19 protein-coding genes and 1 pseudogene are annotated in these 20104 nt (G+C 59.6%); 10 read left to right on the forward strand and 10 right to left on the reverse strand.

The annotated features are described in order from the left end of the window. Nucleotides 1-121 precede the first annotated feature (121 nt). Genes tatA through tatC form a run of 3 tightly spaced genes read left to right on the forward strand, consistent with a single transcriptional unit; the run spans nt 122 to nt 1403 of the window. Nucleotides 122-355 carry a twin-arginine translocase TatA/TatE family subunit gene (gene tatA, locus Q9451_RS25195; protein WP_012270732.1) on the forward strand — a complete coding sequence of 78 codons (234 nt, stop codon included), beginning with the start codon at nt 122-124 and terminating at the stop codon, nt 353-355. Next, on the forward strand, nt 355-645 hold the full coding sequence (gene tatB / locus Q9451_RS25200; protein WP_012270731.1) for a Sec-independent protein translocase protein TatB: 291 nt from the start codon (nt 355-357) through the stop codon (nt 643-645). Before tatA ends, tatB begins: the two co-directional genes overlap by 1 nt. Continuing rightward, nucleotides 642-1403, forward strand: a complete 762-nt coding sequence (tatC, locus tag Q9451_RS25205) for a twin-arginine translocase subunit TatC (protein ID WP_012270730.1) — start codon at nt 642-644, stop codon at nt 1401-1403. The genes tatB and tatC overlap by 4 nt, the downstream gene beginning before the upstream one ends. Before the next feature lie 40 nt (nt 1404-1443). On the opposite strand, the gene Q9451_RS25210 is transcribed toward tatC, so the two are convergent. Together Q9451_RS25210 and purL are read right to left on the reverse strand one after the other, a co-directional pair. Further along, a complete protein-coding gene (locus Q9451_RS25210; protein ID WP_012270729.1) occupies nt 1444-1755 on the reverse strand; it encodes an NIF3 1 in 312 nt (103 codons plus the stop codon). Nucleotides 1756-1758: 3 nt separating this feature from the next. Next, on the reverse strand, nt 1759-5658 hold the full coding sequence (gene purL, locus Q9451_RS25215; protein ID WP_012270728.1) for a phosphoribosylformylglycinamidine synthase: 3900 nt from the start codon (nt 5656-5658) through the stop codon (nt 1759-1761). A gap of 232 nt (nt 5659-5890) precedes the next feature. On the opposite strand from purL, the gene mltF reads away from it, so the two are divergent. Continuing rightward, complete coding sequence (gene mltF, locus Q9451_RS25220; protein WP_012270727.1) at nt 5891-7348, forward strand: membrane-bound lytic murein transglycosylase MltF; 1458 nt, start codon at nt 5891-5893, stop codon at nt 7346-7348. Between the two features lie 11 nt (nt 7349-7359). On the opposite strand, the gene tadA is transcribed toward mltF, so the two are convergent. After that, complete coding sequence (tadA, locus tag Q9451_RS25225; protein WP_071890897.1) at nt 7360-7839, reverse strand: tRNA adenosine(34) deaminase TadA; 480 nt, start codon at nt 7837-7839, stop codon at nt 7360-7362. Beyond that, nucleotides 7839-9221 carry a multicopper oxidase family protein gene (locus Q9451_RS25230; protein ID WP_012270725.1) on the reverse strand — a complete coding sequence of 461 codons (1383 nt, stop codon included), beginning with the start codon at nt 9219-9221 and terminating at the stop codon, nt 7839-7841. The genes tadA and Q9451_RS25230 overlap by 1 nt, the downstream gene beginning before the upstream one ends. A gap of 511 nt (nt 9222-9732) precedes the next feature. Here Q9451_RS25230 and sul2 point away from each other — a divergent pair. Both sul2 and Q9451_RS25240 read left to right on the forward strand, forming a co-directional pair. Next, nucleotides 9733-10548, forward strand: a complete 816-nt coding sequence (gene sul2 / locus Q9451_RS25235) for a sulfonamide-resistant dihydropteroate synthase Sul2 (RefSeq protein ID WP_001043260.1) — start codon at nt 9733-9735, stop codon at nt 10546-10548. 86 nt (nt 10549-10634) lie between these two features. Continuing rightward, entirely contained in the window at nt 10635-10937 is a 303-nt protein-coding gene (locus Q9451_RS25240; protein ID WP_000251875.1) for a phosphoglucosamine mutase, read from the forward strand. 175 nt (nt 10938-11112) lie between these two features. Here Q9451_RS25240 and Q9451_RS25245 read toward each other — a convergent pair whose 3' ends face one another. The 4 genes from Q9451_RS25245 to intI1 all read right to left on the reverse strand — a co-directional run bounded on the left by Q9451_RS25245 (nt 11113) and on the right by intI1 (nt 15071). Further along, nucleotides 11113-12606 (reverse strand): IS91-like element ISVsa3 family transposase, encoded by a 1494-nt coding sequence (locus tag Q9451_RS25245; protein WP_001120888.1) that lies wholly within the window; start codon nt 12604-12606, stop codon nt 11113-11115. 210 nt (nt 12607-12816) lie between these two features. Next, complete coding sequence (locus tag Q9451_RS25250; RefSeq protein WP_000743213.1) at nt 12817-13041, reverse strand: hypothetical protein; 225 nt, start codon at nt 13039-13041, stop codon at nt 12817-12819. Then, nucleotides 13038-13775: a recombinase family protein gene (locus Q9451_RS25255; RefSeq protein WP_001366550.1), complete on the reverse strand. Its 738-nt coding sequence runs from the start codon at nt 13773-13775 to the stop codon at nt 13038-13040. Before Q9451_RS25255 ends, Q9451_RS25250 begins: the two co-directional genes overlap by 4 nt. Before the next feature lie 282 nt (nt 13776-14057). Next, nucleotides 14058-15071: a class 1 integron integrase IntI1 gene (gene intI1 / locus Q9451_RS25260; protein ID WP_000845048.1), complete on the reverse strand. Its 1014-nt coding sequence runs from the start codon at nt 15069-15071 to the stop codon at nt 14058-14060. A 145-nt stretch (nt 15072-15216) separates the two neighbouring features. Between intI1 and aadA1 the strand changes: the two are divergent. The 4 genes and pseudogenes from aadA1 (at nt 15217) to Q9451_RS25280 (ending at nt 17762) form a co-directional block, all read left to right on the forward strand. Further along, nucleotides 15217-16055: pseudogene (gene aadA1 / locus Q9451_RS25265) on the forward strand (ANT(3'')-Ia family aminoglycoside nucleotidyltransferase AadA1). Nucleotides 16056-16232: 177 nt separating this feature from the next. Further along, nucleotides 16233-16466, forward strand: coding sequence for a hypothetical protein (locus Q9451_RS25270; RefSeq protein ID WP_234831446.1), 234 nt, complete (start codon nt 16233-16235; stop codon nt 16464-16466). Between the two features lie 104 nt (nt 16467-16570). Continuing rightward, a complete protein-coding gene (gene sul4, locus Q9451_RS25275) occupies nt 16571-17434 on the forward strand; it encodes a sulfonamide-resistant dihydropteroate synthase Sul4 (protein WP_128681947.1) in 864 nt (287 codons plus the stop codon). Nucleotides 17435-17561: 127 nt separating this feature from the next. Further along, a complete protein-coding gene (locus Q9451_RS25280; RefSeq protein ID WP_164522547.1) occupies nt 17562-17762 on the forward strand; it encodes an acyl-CoA/acyl-ACP dehydrogenase in 201 nt (66 codons plus the stop codon). Nucleotides 17763-17946: 184 nt separating this feature from the next. On the opposite strand, the gene Q9451_RS25285 is transcribed toward Q9451_RS25280, so the two are convergent. After that, a complete protein-coding gene (locus Q9451_RS25285; protein WP_014325823.1) occupies nt 17947-19239 on the reverse strand; it encodes an IS91 family transposase in 1293 nt (430 codons plus the stop codon). A gap of 235 nt (nt 19240-19474) precedes the next feature. Beyond that, the gene (locus tag Q9451_RS25290; RefSeq protein WP_003155741.1) at nt 19475-20098 is read right to left on the reverse strand and encodes a recombinase family protein; all 624 of its coding nucleotides are present in this window, start codon (nt 20096-20098) and stop codon (nt 19475-19477) included. Nucleotides 20099-20104 lie beyond the last annotated feature (6 nt).

Here is a 20104-nt window from a genome sequence, read left to right on the forward strand (position 1 = left end):
AAAAACGCCAGTCAACACGCCGCTTGTTGCAGGTAGATGGCAATGCCCGTTCGTCATGCGCATGTCATCTAGGCGATGCAGGATTGCCCTTCCTTTTCATGGCCTTACAGGAGTGGTCGCAATGGGTGGCATTGGAATCTGGCAACTGGTGATCGTACTGCTGATCGTATTTCTACTGTTTGGCACCAAGCGCCTCAAGGGCCTGGGCAGCGATGTGGGCGAGGCGATCCAGGGTTTTCGCAAGTCCATGGGCGGTGACAATGACGCCAGCACACCCGGCCAGGCGCAGATGCAGCAACAGGCCCCGCTGACCGGCCAGGCCACGCAGCAACCGCAAGCGGACCGTCAGGCCTGATGTTCGAGGTAGGCTTCAGCGAGTTGCTGCTGGTCGGCGTCGTCGCCCTGCTGGTGCTGGGCCCGGAGCGCCTGCCAGTGGCGGCACGCACCCTTGGGCGTGGCCTGGGCCAGGCGCGCCGGGCCATGCACGCCTTGCGTACGCAGGTGGAGCGCGAAATCGAGCTGCCCCACCTCGACAGCGCACCCTTGCAGCGCCTGGAACAGGAGATCCGTCAGGGCATCAGCCTGAATACAGAGCCGGCCAATGATGCGGCTACAGTCACGCTACCCAAGGAAAACGCCTCATGAGCAGTGCCATGGACCCGACGGCCAGCATGCCGTTGACCGAACACCTGCGCGACCTGCGCAAACGCCTGGTGCGTTGTCTGGGGTTGGTGGCATTGGTGTTCGCCGGCCTGTTCCCCTTCGCCCAAACGCTGTACACGCTCATCTCCGAGCCGCTTCGGCGCTTTTTGCCGGAAGGCGCGAGCATGATCGCCACCAGCGTCACCTCGCCGTTTTTGACGCCGTTCAAGCTGACAGCGATGTGCGCACTGTTCGTGGCCATGCCGCTGCTGCTGCATCAGGCCTGGGGCTTTCTGGCACCGGGGTTGTACCGCCGTGAACGGCGCATTGCCCTGCCGCTGCTGGTGTCGAGCATCGTGCTGTTCTATGCCGGCATGGCGTTCGCGTTCTTCCTGGTGTTTCCGATGATGTTCGGCTTTTTTGCCAGCGTGACACCGGACGGTGTGGCGATGATGACTGACATCAGCCAGTACCTGGACTTTATCCTGGCGCTGTTTTTGGCATTCGGGCTGGCATTCGAGATCCCGGTGGCGACCTTCATCGTGGTCTGGGTGGGGTTGGCCGATGTGGCCACATTGCGGCGCAGCAGGCCCTACGTGATCGTCGGGTGCTTTGTGGTGGGGATGATCCTGACGCCGCCGGATGTGTTTTCGCAGACGATGCTAGCGGTGCCGATGTGGATACTGTTCGAGGTGGGATTGCTGGCTTGTGCCTGGTTGAAGCGGCCTGAGCCCGGCAAGGAGATTGTGGCCGGCTTATAGAGCCCTTTCGCGGGCTTGCCCGCGAAGGCCTTGATGCAGTCTAGAACTGGGCGAGCTGCCAGACTTCGTAGGCTGGCGTCTCGTAGGGGTGGTTCTGCTTCAGGGCAGCGACGACCTGGGCTACCAGACCGTCAGCCACCACAAGCTCCACCTTCCACTCTTCCACCACCTCGACCTGGCCGGTTTGCCCGAGGAACGGCTGGCTGCCGTCCAACGGGCGGAACTGGCCCTGGCCCAGGGTTTGCCAGGCGCAGTGGTCATAGTCACCGATGCGCCCGCCACCAGCAGCGAACACAGCGGCCTTGACCACTTCGACGTGGCTGGCGGGGACGAAGAAGGCGAGCTTGTACACGCCTTAGTTCACCCACACCCGCGCGTTGCGGAACATACGCATCAGCGCAGCATCTTCCTGCCACTCGTCTGGGCGCCAGGAGTTCTGCACGGCGCGGAATACGCGCTCCGGGTGCGGCATCATGATGGTCACACGGCCATCGCGGCTGGTCAGGCCGGTGATACCACGCGGCGAGCCGTTCGGGTTGGCCGGGTAGGCTTCGGTGACCTTGCCGTGGTTGTCGACGTAGCGCAGGGCCACGCAACCGGACAGATCGGCTTCCAGCAATGCCGCTTCGTTGGCGAATTCGGCATGGCCTTCACCGTGGGCGATGGCGATCGGCATGCGCGAACCGGCCATGCCCTGCAGGAAGATCGAGTTGGACTTCTGCACCTCGACCATGGCCACGCGTGCCTCGAACTGCTCCGAGCGGTTACGCACGAAATGCGGCCAGTACTCGGTGCCCGGGATCAGCTCGTGCAGGTTGGACATCATCTGGCAACCGTTGCACACGCCCAGGGCGAAGCTGTCGGTACGCTCGAAGAAGGCCTGGAAGGCATCACGGGCACGGGCGTTGAACAGCGCCGACTTGGCCCAGCCTTCACCCGCGCCCAGCACGTCGCCGTAGGAGAAGCCACCGCAGGCGACCAGGCCCTTGAAGGCCTCGAAGTCGACACGGCCAGCGAGGATGTCGCTCATGTGCACGTCGATGGCAGCGAAGCCTGCGCGGTCGAAGGCAGCGGCCATCTCGACCTGGCCGTTGACGCCCTGCTCGCGCAGGATGGCCACTTGCGGGCGCACGCCCTTCTTGATGTACGGCGCGGCGATGTCATCGTTGACGTCGAAGCCCAGCTTGACCGACAGGCCCGGGTTGTCTTCCTCGAGCAGCAGGTCGAATTCCTGGTCGGCGCAGTCGGCGTTGTCGCGCAGGCGCTGGATTTGGTAGCTGGTCTCGGCCCACTGGCGCTGCAGCATGCGACGGTCATCGTCGAACAGCACCTCACCGTTCAGGCTGATGGACACTTCACCGTTGTTGACCGGCTTGCCGATCACTGCCACGCAACCTTCACCCAGGCCGGCTGCGCTGAACTGTGCCAGCACGTCCGGGGTGGCATCCTGGCGAACCTGGATGACCGCACCCAGCTCTTCGTTGAAGAGGATGGCTGGCACGTCGCCTTTGCTGTCGGTCAGCGGGTCGAGCTGCAGGTCGAGGCCGCAGTGGCCGGCGAAGGCCATTTCCAGCACGGTGGTGAGCAGGCCGCCATCGGAGCGGTCGTGGTAGGCCAGCAGATGGCCGTCGGCGTTCAGGCCCTGGATCACGGCGAAGAAGGCCTTGAGGTCTTCGGCGTCGTCGACGTCCGGTGCCTGGGCCGCGATCTTGCCGTAGGTCTGGGCCAGGATCGAGGCGCCCATGCGGTTCTTGCCACGGCCCAGGTCGATCAGGATCAGGTCGGTCTCGCCCTTGTCCATGCGCAGTTGCGGGGTGAGGGTCTTGCGGATGTCGGTGACCGGGGCGAAGCCGGTGATGATCAGCGACATTGGCGAGGTGACGCTCTTCTCCACGCCCTCCTCGCTCCACTTGGTCTTCATCGACATCGAGTCTTTGCCGACCGGAATGGTAATGCCCAGTTCCGGGCACAGCTCCATGCCGACGGCCTTGACGGTGTCGTACAGGCGGGCGTCTTCACCAGGGTGGCCAGCGGCGGACATCCAGTTGGCCGACAGCTTGATGTCAGACAGCTTCTCGATACGCGAAGCGGCCAGGTTGGTGATGGTCTCGCCGATGGCCATGCGGCCGGAAGCCGGGGCATCCAGCAGCGCCAGCGGGGTACGCTCGCCCATGGCCATGGCTTCACCGGTGTACACATCGAAGCTGGTGGCGGTGACGGCGCAGTCGGCTACCGGAACCTGCCACGGGCCGACCATCTGGTCGCGGGCAACCAGGCCAGTGATGGTGCGGTCGCCGATGGTGATCAGGAAGCTCTTGCTGGCCACGGCCGGGTGGTTCAGCACGCGCTGCACGGCGTTGTCCAGGTCCAGCTTGCTCGGGTCGAAGTCATCGCCCAGCTCGGCTTCGCGGGTAACCGAACGGTGCATGCGCGGTGGCTTGCCCAGCAGCACGTCCAGCGGCATGTCCACCGGGGTGTTGCCGAAGTGGCTGTCGCTCACGGTCAGATGCGGCTCTTCAGTCGCTTCGCCGACCACGGCAAACGGGCAACGCTCACGCTCGCAGATGGCCTGGAAACGCTCGAAGTCGACCGCGCTGACAGCCAGCACGTAACGCTCTTGCGATTCGTTGCTCCAGATTTCGTGCGGGGCCATGCCCGGCTCGTCGTTGGGCACGTTGCGCAGCTCGAAGCGGCCGCCACGGCCACCGTCGTTGACCAGTTCCGGGAAGGCGTTGGAGATACCCCCCGCGCCCACGTCGTGGATGAAGGCGATCGGGTTGTCGTCGCCCAGCTGCCAGCAGCGGTCGATAACTTCCTGACAGCGGCGCTCCATTTCCGGGTTTTCGCGCTGTACCGAAGCGAAGTCCAGGTCAGCCGAGCTGGCACCGGTCGCCACCGACGAAGCGGCGCCGCCGCCCAGGCCGATCAGCATGGCCGGGCCACCGAGCACGATCAGCTTGGCGCCGACGGTGATCTCGCCCTTCTGCACGTGGTCTTCACGGATGTTGCCCATGCCACCGGCGAGCATGATTGGCTTGTGGTAACCGCGTACTTCTTCACCGTGCGGGGTGTTGATGGCCTGCTCGAAGGTACGGAAGTAACCGGTCAGGGCCGGGCGACCGAATTCGTTGTTGAACGCGGCGCCGCCCAGAGGGCCTTCGATCATGATGTCGAGGGCGTCGACGATACGCTCAGGCTTGCCGTAGGCCTGCTCCCAAGGCTGTTCGAAGCCTGGGATGCGCAGGTTGGACACGGTGAAGCCGGTCAGGCCCGCTTTGGGCTTGGCGCCACGGCCGGTTGCACCTTCGTCGCGGATTTCACCGCCGGAGCCAGTCGATGCACCGGAGAACGGGGCGATGGCGGTCGGGTGGTTGTGGGTTTCCACCTTCATCAGGATGTGCACCGGCTCCTGCACCGCGCCGTACTGGCGGGTTTCAGGGTTCGGGAAGAAACGGCCAGCCACGTTACCGACGATGACCGAGGCGTTGTCCTTGTATGCGGACAGCACGCCTTCGTTGTGCATCTGGTAGGTGTTCTTGATCATGCCGAACAGGCTTTTTTCCTGAGCCTGGCCGTCGATGTCCCAACTGGCGTTGAAGATCTTGTGGCGGCAGTGCTCGGAGTTGGCCTGGGCGAACATCATCAGTTCGATGTCGTTCGGGTTGCGCTTGAGCCCCTGGAAGGCAGCGACCAGGTAGTCGATCTCGTCTTCGGCCAGGGCCAGGCCCAGGTCGATGTTGGCCTGGGCCAGGGCGTCACGGCCACCGGCCAGGATGTCCACCGAGGTCATCGGCTTGGGCTGGGCGTGGCTGAACAGGTCGGCCGCCTGCTCCAGCTGAGCCAGCACACGCTGGGTCATGCGGTCGTGCAGTTCGGCGGCGATCAGTGCAGCGTCAGCGTCGCTCAGGGTGCCGGCAACGTAGTAGGCGATGCCGCGCTCCAGGCGCTGGATCGACTGCAGGCCGCAGTTGTGGGCGATGTCGCTGGCCTTGCTGGCCCACGGCGAAATGGTGCCCAGGCGCGGCACGACCAGGAACAGGCGGCCGGTCGGCTCCTGTACCGGCACGCTCGGGCCGTACTTGAGCAGACGGCCCAGCACCTGCTGCTGGTCGGCGGTCAGCTCGCCGTCAACATCGGCGAAGTGGGCGAATTCGGCATACAAACCAGTAACAGCGGGGACTTTCTGGCTCAGTTGCTCGAGTAATTTACCGTGGCGAAAGGCAGAAAGGGCAGGAGCGCCGCGCAGGATCAACATCGTCGGGACAGCCTCAGGAAGGGGTGTGCTTAGAGGCCGTGCATTCTAGCCTAATTCGATGGCTTTCGGCACCTGCTCTAAGCCACGGCTGCCGGGCGGCGGAACCGGACTTTCGGGTCAAAAAAAAGCAGTACGCATGCAATCAATGCGGGAACAGCACATAACGCGCTACCAGACAACCTAACCGTTGTCGAGATATGGTTGGGCCAGTCCTTTGCGTATACTGCAACCTATGTTCGCCCACACTGCTTTGCGCCAGCGTTGCGCCAAATGGCTTTTCGCAACCGGACTCTTTCTGCTGCTCGGTGCCTGCGTTGAAAAACCCAGCACCCTCGAGCGCGTGAAGGAGGATGGCGTGCTGCGCGTGATCACCCGCAACAGCCCGGCCACCTACTTCCAGGACCGCAACGGCGAAACCGGCTTCGAATACGAGCTAGTCCAGCATTTCGCCGAAGATCTCGGCGTAAAGCTGCAGATCGAGACCGCCGACAACCTCGACGAGCTGTACGACGCCCTAGGCAAACCCTCTGGCCCGGTACTGGCCGCAGCCGGCCTGGTCAGCAGCGAGCGGCGCAAGGCCCAGGTGAAATACTCGCACCCGTACCTGGAAGTGACGCCACAGGTCATCTACCGCAACGGCCGCCCACGCCCGACCAACGCCAAGGGTCTGGTCGGCAAGAAAATCATGGTGCTCAAGGGCAGCAGCCATGCCGACCTGCTGGCTGAGCTGAAAAAGCAGAACCCTGGCCTGGAATATGAAGAGTCCGACGCCGTCGAGGTGGTCGACCTGCTGCGCATGGTCGATGAAGGGCAGATCGACCTGACCCTGGTCGACTCCAACGAACTGGCGATGAACCAAGTGTACTTCCCTAACGTGCGAGTCGCCTTCGACGTGGGTGATACCCGCGACCAGCGCTGGGCCGTGGCGGCAGGCGAAGACAACAGCCTGCTCAACGAGATCAACGAGTTTCTCGACAAGGCGCAAAAGAACGGCACGCTGCAGCGCCTGAAAGACCGCTACTACGGCCATGTCGACGTATTGGGCTATGTCGGTGCCTACACCTTCGCCCAGCACCTGCAACAACGCCTGCCCAAGTACGAAAAACACTTCAAGAGCTACGCCAAGGTCGAGCAGGTCGACTGGCGCCTGCTGGCCGCGATCGGCTACCAGGAGTCGATGTGGCAGCCGGAAGTCACCTCCAAGACCGGCGTGCGCGGCCTGATGATGCTGACCCAACGCACCGCCCAGGCGATGGGTGTGTCCAACCGACTGGACCCCAAGCAGAGCATTCAGGGCGGCGCCAAGTATTTCATGAAGATCAAGGAAGAGCTCGACGACAGCATTCAGGAGCCGGACCGCACCTGGTTCGCCCTGGCAGCCTATAACGTGGGTACCGGCCACCTGGAAGACGCCCGGACCCTGGCCAAGCGCGAAAAGCTCAACCCGAACAAGTGGCTGGACGTCAAGAAGATGCTGCCACGCCTGTCACAGAAGCAGTGGTACCGGCAGACCAAGTACGGTTATGCCCGTGGCGGCGAGCCGGTGCACTTCGTGGCCAACATCCGTCGTTACTACGACATCCTTACCTGGGTGACCCAACCGCAGCTCGAAGGCCAGGTGGCCGAGGGCAACCTGCATGTGCCTGGGGTGAACAAGGACAAGCCGGCTGATCAGTCGCCGCCGATGTAAGCCAATACAGGTCAGCCTTTGGCCCGGCGGGCCTTGAAGAAGTCGCTGAGGATCTGCCCGCACGCCTCCGCCAGCACCCCGCCCTCCACTATCACCCGGTGGTTCAGAAACCCTTGGCCGAAGAACTGCCCCTGGCTCTGTACGATCCCCGCCTTGGGCTCCAGCGCGCCAAACACCACCCGCATCACCCGCGAATGCACGATCAGCCCTGCACACATGCTGCACGGCTCCAGGGTCACGTACAGGGTGCTGCCGGGCAGCCGGTAGTTGCTGGCCGCTTTCGCCGCTGCGCGGATGGCCACCATTTCAGCATGCGCACTCGGGTCGCTGTCGATGATCGGCCGGTTGAAGCCCTGGCCAATCACCTGCCCATGCTGCACCAATACCGCACCCACCGGCACCTCGCCCAACGCTGCGCCCTCGGCAGCCAGCGCCAGGGCCAGGCGCATGAACTCCTGATCGCGGCTGCGATCGATGATCTGCGGACGCATCAGACCACCGCGATCGCGGCCATCAGGCCGGTTTCCATGTGGTCGATGACGTGGCAATGGAACATCCAGGTACCTGGGTTATCCGCCACCAGTGCAACCTGGGCGCGCTCGTTCTTGCCCAGCAGGTAGGTGTCGGTGAACCACGGCTCCTTGATGTCGTGGCGATTGGAGCCGATCACCTTGAAGCTCATGCCATGCAGGTGGATCGGGTGCTGGTACTGGGTCATGTTCTTCAGCTCGAAAATGTAGCTCTTGCCCTTCTGCAACGTAGCGATGGGGCGGTCGGCGCAGGTCTTGTCGGTGATGTCCCAGGCCTGGCCGTTGATCTGCCACATGCTGGACGGTTTGTCGGGGTCAGGGGTAACCGTGACGCTCGCCGCCCACTCGAAATTGAAGTTGAGCTTTTCGGCATTCTCCAGGTCTGGCTCGGCGATCGGGTTGGGTGGCAGCGCTGGTGGCCAGTCGCTTGGCGCGTCATTGCTGGCCACTGAACGCAGGGTGCCCAAGCGCACGAAACCGTCGCGCAGGGAGATTTCCTCACCCGCTTGGGGAATGCGGATAGCCAGGCAGATACGCATGCCGGGGCCAAGCCAGTAGTCGTCTTCCAATGGCCGTGGGGTCACTGGGTTGCCGTCCAGGGCATAGATTTTCGCCTCGCAGTTGCCCTTGAGATTGAGGCGGTAGGTCCAGGTGTTGTCCAGGTTCAGCAGACGCACCCGCACCACCTGGCCGGCCGGCAGCTCGGTGACCGAGTCGGCCTGGCCATTGATGGTGATCAAGCGCCCGGCGGTGCCGTTACGCGCGGCCTCACGCGGGATGCTGAAGGGCAGCCAGGCGCCCTGCTCGTCTACATGCCAGTTCTTCAGGCTCAGCGTGCGCTCATGAAGGAAGCCAGTCGGTTCGCGCTCTTCGACGATCAGCGGCCCAACCAGGCCACGGCCCAGCTCTTCGGAGCTGCTGACATGCGGGTGATACCAGTAGCTGCCGGCGTCCGGTACGCGGAACTTGTAATCGAAATACTCGCCCGGCTTGACTGGCAGTTGCGAGACATAGGGCACGCCGTCCATTTCCAGCGGCAGGCGGATGCCGTGCCAATGGATGGTGGTCTCGACCGGCAGGTGGTTGATGAAGCGTACCCGCAACCAGGTGCCCTGGCGCACGCGCAGCTCGGTACCCGGTGCCGACGGGCCGAATGCCCAGGCCTCGGTCTTGAAGCCCGGCACCAATTCGACGTCCAGGGGCGCTGCAATCAGCTCATAGTCGTGGCCGGCGTTGTCATCTTCGACCTTGCCCAGCCAGTAACGCGCCGCGCCACCGGCGCCCAGGCCAACCACAACCAGGCCAGTGAGGCCCTTGAGCATTTGTCGACGGGTGAAGGACATCGGTGCGGGTACCTCGTGTTCTGCGCAATCAAGCTGCCAGCATTGGCTGGCGATGAAGGGCGAATACGATACACCTGCAAATGGGAAAGATTAAGTGAAGTCTTGTATCGGCCTGTGCTGGCCCCTTCACGGTTTTACCCGCGAAGGGGCCAGCACAGGAAACAGATACGACAAGGGCGCCTTACGGCGCCCTTGTGGCTCAACTTATTCCCACTCTATTGTAAACAAGACATTTTTATCTTTTATATTCAATGGCTTATTTTCCTGCTAATTGGTAATACCATGAAAAATACCATGCTCAGAAAAGGCTTAACAATATTTTGAAAAATTGCCTACTGAGCGCTGCCGCACAGCTCCATAGGCCGCTTTCCTGGCTTTGCTTCCAGATGTATGCTCTTCTGCTCCTGCAGCCAATGGATCACCGCAAACAGGTTACTCGCCTGGGGATTCCCTTTCGACCCGAGCATCCGTATGAGACTCATGCTCGATTATTATTATTATAGAAGCCCCCATGAATAAATCGCTCATCATTTTCGGCATCGTCAACATAACCTCGGACAGTTTCTCCGATGGAGGCCGGTATCTGGCGCCAGACGCAGCCATTGCGCAGGCGCGTAAGCTGATGGCCGAGGGGGCAGATGTGATCGACCTCGGTCCGGCATCCAGCAATCCCGACGCCGCGCCTGTTTCGTCCGACACAGAAATCGCGCGTATCGCGCCGGTGCTGGACGCGCTCAAGGCAGATGGCATTCCCGTCTCGCTCGACAGTTATCAACCCGCGACGCAAGCCTATGCCTTGTCGCGTGGTGTGGCCTATCTCAATGATATTCGCGGTTTTCCAGACGCTGCGTTCTATCCGCAATTGGCGAAATCATCTGCCAAACTCGTCGTTATGCATTCGGTGCAAGACGGGCAGGCAGATCGGCGCGAGGCACCCGCTGGCGACATCATGGATCACATTGCGGCGTTCTTTGACGCGCGCATCGCGGCGCTGACGGGTGCCGGTATCAAACGCAACCGCCTTGTCCTTGATCCCGGCATGGGGTTTTTTCTGGGGGCTGCTCCCGAAACCTCGCTCTCGGTGCTGGCGCGGTTCGATGAATTGCGGCTGCGCTTCGATTTGCCGGTGCTTCTGTCTGTTTCGCGCAAATCCTTTCTGCGCGCGCTCACAGGCCGTGGTCCGGGGGATGTCGGGGCCGCGACACTCGCTGCAGAGCTTGCCGCCGCCGCAGGTGGAGCTGACTTCATCCGCACACACGAGCCGCGCCCCTTGCGCGACGGGCTGGCGGTATTGGCGGCGCTGAAAGAAACCGCAAGAATTCGTTAACTGCACATTCGGGATATTTCTCTATATTCGCGGTTCAGCAGGCATGTCCCCTTTGAGGGCGACCCGACGACAGGATAATCGACCTTATGGTGCGCAAATATTTCGGCACAGACGGTATTCGTGGCAAAGCCAACGAAGGCGCGATGACGGCGGAAACCGCCTTGCGCGTCGGCATGGCGGCTGGCCGTGTCTTTCGTCGCGGTGACCACCGCCATCGTGTCGTGATCGGCAAGGATACGCGCCTGTCGGGCTATATGCTTGAACCCGCGCTCACAGCCGGTTTCACCTCGATGGGCATGGACGTATTCCTTTTTGGCCCGCTGCCGACAACGTATAGGAAGAATAAACGCCCTTTTCACCCAAGTCCAACAGCTTTGGACCGCAGTTGACTCTTTCGACACCCCTGCGATGCAACCCAATCCGGCTGACGGGGAGCCAGCAACGCTGAAAATTTACCCTCCTCTTTCCCACTAGCGGCTCCTTTTCCGACAACCAGCACGGCGGATCCCTGCCGCGGCGCTGTGAACGCAGCATTTTGATTGGTATCGTTGGCCTTCAGGCTCGTCAGTCAAACAGACCCAGGAGCAGCTCAGCCGGTGGCGCCCGGCTTTCGGGTAACGCCCTGGTCCCGCTGGTTTCGGCTTTGTGCTTCAGGTGATCAAGGATCTGCTTGATCACTATAGGGTCTTCAATGCAGGCGATGACTTTCATGGCGCCGCCGCAGCCGCTGCAGGTCTCGATGTCGATATTGAAAACACGCTTGAGCCGTTGCGCCCATGTCATCGACGCTCGCCGTTGTGCTGGTGTTGCCGGTTCATCAGCCACCCTGACCTTGTTGCCCCTGCCCCGTTTTGCCGGCGTGACCAACGCCCGGTGCCGACTGTTGGGTGCGAACACCCCGTGGAAGCGGGTTAGGTTGACTCTGGGCTTCGGTACCAGGGCGGCCAGCCTTGCAATGAAATCCAATGGTTCGAAAATGACGTGCGTGGTGCCGTCCCGGTACGGCGTCTTGAGCTGGTAGCGCACGTTGCCGCCTCGTGTTAACGACAGCCGCTTCTCGGATACCGCCGGGCGGCTGATGTACCGGCACAGCCGTTCGAGCTTCTTGCGTTCATCGGCCCTGGCCGCCACGCCGGCGTGCAGGCTGGACCCGGCTACCTTGCCAATCCCGTCACCGAACGGATCACCACTGGTCGGCAGAGTTTGCAAAGTGAACACCTTTCGCCCCGCCTGTGAACCGACAGCGATACGGTAAGTGATCGAGTGCCCCAGCAGGGGTGTCATCGGGTCGTCATCCACCGCATCCGAGGCCAGATAGCTGTTTTCGACATCCCGTTCCAGCAGGCCTTGCCGTTCCAGATAGCGACCCACCCGGTGGGCGATGGTGTGCGTCAGCTGGGTGAGCTCTGGGCTGGTCGGCGCCTTGACCCAGCGGAAACGCGCTGAGCCGTGGGATTGCTCGACATACACACCGTCGAGAAACAGCATGTGGAAGTGAACATTCAGATTGAGCGCCGATCCAAAACGCTGGATCAGGGTGACCGCGCCCGTCTTGGCCACTTGGTGGGTATGGCCCGCTTTCTTGACCAGGTGCGTGGCAATGACGCGGTAAACGATGCCCAGCACCCACCCCATGATCTCGGGCCGGCTGGCAAACAGGAAACGCAGCTGAAACGGGAAGCTCAACACCCACTGACGCATGGGTTGTTCAGGCAGTACTTCATCAACCAGCAAGGCGGCACTTTCGGCCATCCGCCGCGCCCCACAGCTCGGGCAGAAACCGCGACGCTTACAGCTGAAAGCGACCAGGTGCTCGGCGTGGCAAGACTCGCAGCGAACCCGTAGAAAGCCATGCTCCAGCCGCCCGCATTGGAGAAATTCTTCAAATTCCCGTTGCACATAGCCCGGCAATTCCTTTCCCTGCTCTGCCATAAGCGCAGCGAATGCCGGGTAATACTCGTCAACGATCTGATAGAGAAGGGTTTGCTCGGGTCGGTGGCTCTGGTAACGACCAGTATCCCGATCCCGGCTGGCCGTCCTGGCCGCCACATGAGGCATGTTCCGCGTCCTTGCAATACTGTGTTTACATACAGTCTATCGCTTAGCGGAAAGTTCTTTTACCCTCAGCCGAAATGCCTGCCGTTGCTAGACATTGCCAGCCAGTGCCCGTCACTCCCACTCGATTGTAAACAAGCACACAAAACCCTTTAGTGACAACAATTTGCAAGAACTATCAGGCTCAGTGCCATGAAAAATACCATGACCAGATCATGAGGTTGAACACGGCTTGCGCCGGCAGCGTTCACGCTCCTGGTCGGCGATCTCGCCCGGCTGCAATGCTAGCTCAGCATCGGTCATGCGCTCCAGCACGTCGCGTAGGCGGATGGTGCAAGGAATGGGCGGCAGCTCGAACTCATAGCCGCCGGCGATCATTTCGGCCGCAATCTCCTCGGTGATGAAAAACGGCTCGTCGTCTTGGTTCGGCTTCTTCATGCCCTTTCCTCCTGGCGCTCATCCTGGCCGACAGCGGCCAGGGCATCGGCTTCCGTCAATGCGTCCTCCACGAACGCGCCGTGCTGCTTCGCTTCGGCCTGGCTGACCTCGGCCCATATCCGTTTCACCTGGGCCGCACTGTACCCGGCCAGCTCGGCGGTCTTGTTGATGCTGTAGCCGGACTTGCGCAGCGCGACAACTTGGGCGCGGCGCTTCGGATCAGCACGGCGGCCCTTGTACCGCCCGGCCTGGCGGGCCAACTCAATGCCTTGGCGCTGGCGTTCGCGCCTGTCCTCGTAGTCGTCGCGGGCCATCTGCAAGGCCAGGCGAAAAAGCATGATCTGCACGGCTTCCAGCACGATCTTGGCGACGCCCTGGGCCTCGGCCGCCAGGTCGGATAGATCGACCACGCCAGGGACGGCCAGGCGTGCGCCTTTGGCCTGTATCGAGGCCACCAGGCGCTCGGCCTCGGGCAAAGGTAGGCGGCTGATGCGGTCGATCTTCTCGGCAATGACCACCTCGCCGGGCTGTAGGTCGCCGATCATGCGCAGCAGCTCAGGCCGGTCGGCGCGTGCGCCGGATGCCTTCTCACGGTAGATGCCGGCGACGTAGTAGCCGGCGGCCTTCGCGGCCGTAGTGATCGCCTCTTGGCGTTCCAAGTCCTGCGCGTCGGTGCTGACGCGCAGATAGACCCGCGCCACCATCGGCGCGGCTACTGGCTTCGTCCTGCGCATACTTGCGGGCTCCTTTGGGCATACTCAAATGCACCCATCTTAAACTGGCAGGCCAATTTATCACATATCGATCTAAATGCTGTCGTTTTCAGAAGACGGCTGCACTGAACGTCAGAAGCCGACTGCACTATAGCAGCGGAGGGGTTGGATCCATCAGGCAACGACGGGCTGCTGCCGGCCATCAGCGGACGCAGGGAGGACTTTCCGCAACCGGCCGTTCGATGCGGCACCGATGGCCTTCGCGCAGGGGTAGTGAATCCGCCAGGATTGACTTGCGCTGCCCTACCTCTCACTAGTGAGGGGCGGCAGCGCATCAAGCGGTGAGCGCACTCCGGCACCGCCAACTTTCAGCACATGCGTGTAAATCATCGTCGTAGAGACGTCGGAATGGCCGAGCAGATCCTGCACGGTTCGAATGTCGTAACCGCTGCGGAGCAAGGCCGTCGCGAACGAGTGGCGGAGGGTGTGCGGTGTGGCGGGCTTCGTGATGCCTGCTTGTTCTACGGCACGTTTGAAGGCGCGCTGAAAGGTCTGGTCATACATGTGATGGCGACGCACGACACCGCTCCGTGGATCGGTCGAATGCGTGTGCTGCGCAAAAACCCAGAACCACGGCCAGGAATGCCCGGCGCGCGGATACTTCCGCTCAAGGGCGTCGGGAAGCGCAACGCCGCTGCGGCCCTCGGCCTGGTCCTTCAGCCACCATGCCCGTGCACGCGACAGCTGCTCGCGCAGGCTGGGTGCCAAGCTCTCGGGTAACATCAAGGCCCGATCCTTGGAGCCCTTGCCCTCCCGCACGATGATCGTGCCGTGATCGAAATCCAGATCCTTGACCCGCAGTTGCAAACCCTCACTGATCCGCATGCCCGTTCCATACAGAAGCTGGGCGAACAAACGATGCTCGCCTTCCAGAAAACCGAGGATGCGAACCACTTCATCCGGGGTCAGCACCACCGGCAAGCGCCGCGACGGCCGAGGTCTTCCGATCTCCTGAAGCCAGGGCAGATCCGTGCACAGCACCTTGCCGTAGAAGAACAGCAAGGCCGCCAATGCCTGACGATGCGTGGAGACCGAAACCTTGCGCTCGTTCGCCAGCCAGGACAGAAATGCCTCGACTTCGCTGCTGCCCAAGGTTGCCGGGTGACGCACACCGTGGAAACGGATGAAGGCACGAACCCAGTGGACATAAGCCTGTTCGGTTCGTAAGCTGTAATGCAAGTAGCGTATGCGCTCACGCAACTGGTCCAGAACCTTGACCGAACGCAGCGGTGGTAACGGCGCAGTGGCGGTTTTCATGGCTTGTTATGACTGTTTTTTTGTACAGTCTATGCCTCGGGCATCCAAGCAGCAAGCGCGTTACGCCGTGGGTCGATGTTTGATGTTATGGAGCAGCAACGATGTTACGCAGCAGGGCAGTCGCCCTAAAACAAAGTTAAACATCATGAGGGAAGCGGTGATCGCCGAAGTATCGACTCAACTATCAGAGGTAGTTGGCGTCATCGAGCGCCATCTCGAACCGACGTTGCTGGCCGTACATTTGTACGGCTCCGCAGTGGATGGCGGCCTGAAGCCACACAGTGATATTGATTTGCTGGTTACGGTGACCGTAAGGCTTGATGAAACAACGCGGCGAGCTTTGATCAACGACCTTTTGGAAACTTCGGCTTCCCCTGGAGAGAGCGAGATTCTCCGCGCTGTAGAAGTCACCATTGTTGTGCACGACGACATCATTCCGTGGCGTTATCCAGCTAAGCGCGAACTGCAATTTGGAGAATGGCAGCGCAATGACATTCTTGCAGGTATCTTCGAGCCAGCCACGATCGACATTGATCTGGCTATCTTGCTGACAAAAGCAAGAGAACATAGCGTTGCCTTGGTAGGTCCAGCGGCGGAGGAACTCTTTGATCCGGTTCCTGAACAGGATCTATTTGAGGCGCTAAATGAAACCTTAACGCTATGGAACTCGCCGCCCGACTGGGCTGGCGATGAGCGAAATGTAGTGCTTACGTTGTCCCGCATTTGGTACAGCGCAGTAACCGGCAAAATCGCGCCGAAGGATGTCGCTGCCGACTGGGCAATGGAGCGCCTGCCGGCCCAGTATCAGCCCGTCATACTTGAAGCTAGACAGGCTTATCTTGGACAAGAAGAAGATCGCTTGGCCTCCCGCGCAGATCAGTTGGAAGAATTTGTTCACTACGTGAAAGGCGAGATCACCAAGGTAGTCGGCAAATAATGTCTAACAATTCGTTCAAGCCGACGCCGCTTCGCGGCGCGGCTTAACTCAAGCGTTAGCTTGACCCTTCGGGCGGAGGAGAAAATGTCATCAATTTATAATAAAACTAAAAGTGGATTTTGTCGGATTTGTGGAAATTGTAAGAAAGACAGCGTTTTTCTTCCAGTTTTGAAATTGGGCGTAAACCCACTTTTAAATGGGGGCCGCGCCTCATCGACATCGACATCCTTTTCTATGACAACATGATCATGAACGACGATATCCTGGCTATTCCTCATCCCTTCGTCGATGAACGTGCTTTTGTCCTGGCACCCCTGGCTGACATTGCGCCCGATTACGAACATCCCCAGACCCAAAAGTCTGTAGCCCAAATGCTGGCTGACGTATCCTCATCCGTAGATGAGGCCACAACGGCCGTTTACCGTTTACCGGATCAACCAAACTTCATGGGCACTTAACCCCCACCCTAACCCTCCCCCTAAAATGGGGAGGGAACATCTCCCTCTCCCGGTGGGAGAGGGCTGGGGAGAGGGTGAAAAAAATTTTCAAGGAACTGCTATTGATGTCAACCACACTAACCAGCTTCAAATGGGGTGAACGCACCTACATCATGGGCATCCTCAACGTCACTCCAGACAGCTTTTCTGGAGATGGCGTTATGGTTGAAGAAGATGTCATCGCCAAAGCGGTAGCCCAGGCCAAACAATTTGTAGCCGACGGCGCAGACATCATCGACATTGGCGGCGAGAGTACCCGCCCTGGCAGCTCACCTATAAGCGCAGAGGAAGAACTGGCGCGGGTGCTGCCGGTGGTGCAGGCCGTACGCCAGGCTGTGGACGTCGTTATTTCCATCGACAGCTACCGCGCTTCCGTGGCCGAAGCGGCCCTGGCGGCAGGCGCCAGCTGGCTCAACGACGTCAGGGGGCTGCGCATGGACCCGGACATGGCCGGCCTGGCAGCACAAGCCGGCTGCCCCATCGTCCTTATGCACAACCGCAGCAAACCAAAGAACATAGCGCAAGAAAAAAAGCTGGGCGGGCGCTTCATCGGGGTAAAATACGACGACCTCATCACCGACGTTAAACGTGAATTACAAGAAAGCATCGACATCGCCTTAAAAGCCGGCGTAAAAGAGTCCCAAATTATCCTGGATCCCGGCATCGGCTTCGGTAAAACCGTCGAGCAAAGTTTGCAACTGCTCGACCAGATTAATCAGTTCAAAACAATGGGATTTCCCATCTTAATAGGTCCGTCGCGCAAATCATTTATTGGCTATACGCTCGATTTGCCGCCAGACCAGCGCATAGAAGGAACGGCGGCCACCGTCGCCATTGGCATTGACCGAGGAGCCGACGTTGTGCGCGTCCATGACGTCAAAGCAATCGTTCGGGTCGCCCGTATGACAGATGCAATCGTGAGACGTTAAAGGATTTCAGTGCTATCAGTCACTAGTGAAATGCGTAAAACGTAATGCGTAAGGTTTATTACGCATTACGCATTACGAATCAAACCACAAACACACTGAATTTAGACACATTTTATAGGAGCTGCACATGATCGATTTTGAACTAGACCAGGAACAAAAGATGCTAACCGATGCCATCCGCCGCCTGGCGGAAGAGCGCATACGGAAAGTGTTTCGGGATGCGGACGAAGAAACTGATAGGAACTGTCATTTCGGGTTTTTTGCGGTTTCGGGTCAAAATTCGGTTTTTCCCCCGAACTACGACTGTTTTCGCACCCCGAACAACTAATCCAATCAGAATTTTCCGGCAACGCCGACTCCAAGAAGTGTAATTCCAGTCTATTTCTGCCGTCAACCCCTGATTCGCGTTAATGCGACAAAGCTCAAACACATAACTCCCCCACGAAGCCATATAAACTCCGATTTCGAGGTGTTATCCTGTTCCGCATAAACTTCGTTTTTGGGTATTATACCTACACCAAAGCAAGCTCAGGAGGTGAACGAGCACAGACGGCCACTGGCTGCTCCCGTTCCTGCTGCTTTGCCCAGTTAATAATCTTGGCAAGCTCCTTGGGATCCTCGATTATCGCCACAACCGACATTGTTCCCTGGCATTTTGGGCAAACAAACGGGTCAACTTCATAGACTTTCTGTAACAACCGTGCCCAACTTTGTTTGCGCAACTTGGACCAGGCATCGGAAACTTGGACAGTTTCCGGTTTCTCCTGAGGTATGGCTGGAACAATTTTGGATTCGCGTGGATGACCTTTTTGCCAACTTTCTGGGGCCAGGCTATAAATATTGGGGCGCTCTTGCCACTGCTTGCGGACTTTGCCCGCATATACGCCATAGCGACGAAGCAATTGAACCCGCCTTGGTGGTAAATGGGCCACAAGCTGGTCGACGAATTCAAAGCCTTTGAAGGTCTCTGTTTTTCCTTTGTAGAATCCCTTTGGGCTAGCTGTCCAGATTATCGTGTCGGAAGCTGGATCATACTGAATTTTTTCTGCACAGGTAGCGCCGCGAACGACATACTGGCCGAGGGCTTCTCGATCGGCCTTGTTGAATAGTCTGGTTTCGCTCTCGATGCTAAAGCCGGAATGCTTCCAGTCTCTGAGCATGTTCACTCGGGCTTGATCTATTAGTTCCTTTCGCAGAAACAAAGCCATAATCGCTGCTTGCCAGACCTTGAGCATCCCTTCGTCGGCTCCAATTGGTAAATATACAAAGCGGTCGTACTTGGTGAACCCACCTTCCAGAACCAGAACATGCCAGTGCGGGTGGAATCGAGCGAATTCACCAAACGACTGATAGCTGACAACACAGGCACATAGTAGTTCTTGACCGGCTGCCAGGGAGAAAAAATCAGAAAGCAAGGAGAATACCAGCCTGGACACCTCGCCAAACAGTCGCTTATCCGATTTAAAGTATGGTCTGAGAATCTTGGGAATCGTAAAAACAAATTGCCGATGCGGTAGATCAAGGAGCAAATCCTCGGCCAGGTATTCAGCATAGAGCAAGGTCCGTTTTTGGTCACAGGATGGGCAAAGGTGGAAAACCTTGCACGAAAATGGCCTGAAGTACGAATGTCCACAATCATGGCAACGTATTCGAACAACACCCTTGGTCCAATCGGCACATTCAGCAAAATGCTCAAGGCGGTCAAGGATAGTTTGCGATGGACTTGCGTAGGCTTGGTACTGGGTTAGAGAATTGCGGACTATGGTCTGGATTATCCCTTCCCGATGGGGAATGTAAGTTCCCATACCTATACATACGCAGGAAAACGATCATTTGCTTGCAATTGCGAAGAAAATAATGGAAAATGTGGACTGGCGCCACCTAACAACCGGTTCGAGCGGACTCACGGGACAAGCCCGTTCGCAGCTCAACCGAATGTTGAACGACAGCTTTCCCAAAAGCTCTACGGCTGCTCTGGGTCGACACCGGTAATCGGATCGTTGCCGCACTGAACAGCGCCCCGTTCCAGGTCGCCTCCATTTATGCGGCTGAACCGAGGGAGAGCAGCTTTACGCCGTCTGGCCGCAGTTCGCCCTTGGGCGACACGTGCCGGTAGAGCGTCTGCCGGGTAATCCCGAGTTCTTCGCAGAGATCGCCCACCTTGGTTTCCGGTTGCCCCATGCTGGCCATCGCCAGGCGTAGCTTGGCGGCGGTCATCTTGAAGGGGCGCCCCCCTTTCCTGCCGCGAGCGCGCGCCGAGATAAGTCCAGCGACTGTTCGCTCGGAAATCAACTCACGCTCGAACTCGGCCAGCGCGGCAAAAATACCGAACACAAGCTTGCCGGCGGCAGTCGTCGTGTCGACCGCCGCACCGTGACCGGTCAGGACCTTCAGGCCCACGCTACGCGCAGTTAGGTCGTGCACGGTGTTGATCAGGTGGCGCAGATCACGGCCAAGCCGATCGAGCTTCCACACGATCAGCGTGTCCCCTTCACGAAGCGCCTTCAGGCAAGCAGCCAACCCTGGGCGATCATCGCGCCTGCCCGAGGCCAGATCCTCGTAAAGGTGCGCAAGGCTCACACCAGCGGCGATGAGCGCATCGCGTTGCAAATTGGTGGACTGGGATCCGTCCGCCTTCGATACCCGCATGTAGCCGATCAGCACCTTTTC

It is taken from the genome of Pseudomonas sp. NY8896 (genome assembly GCF_039634505.1).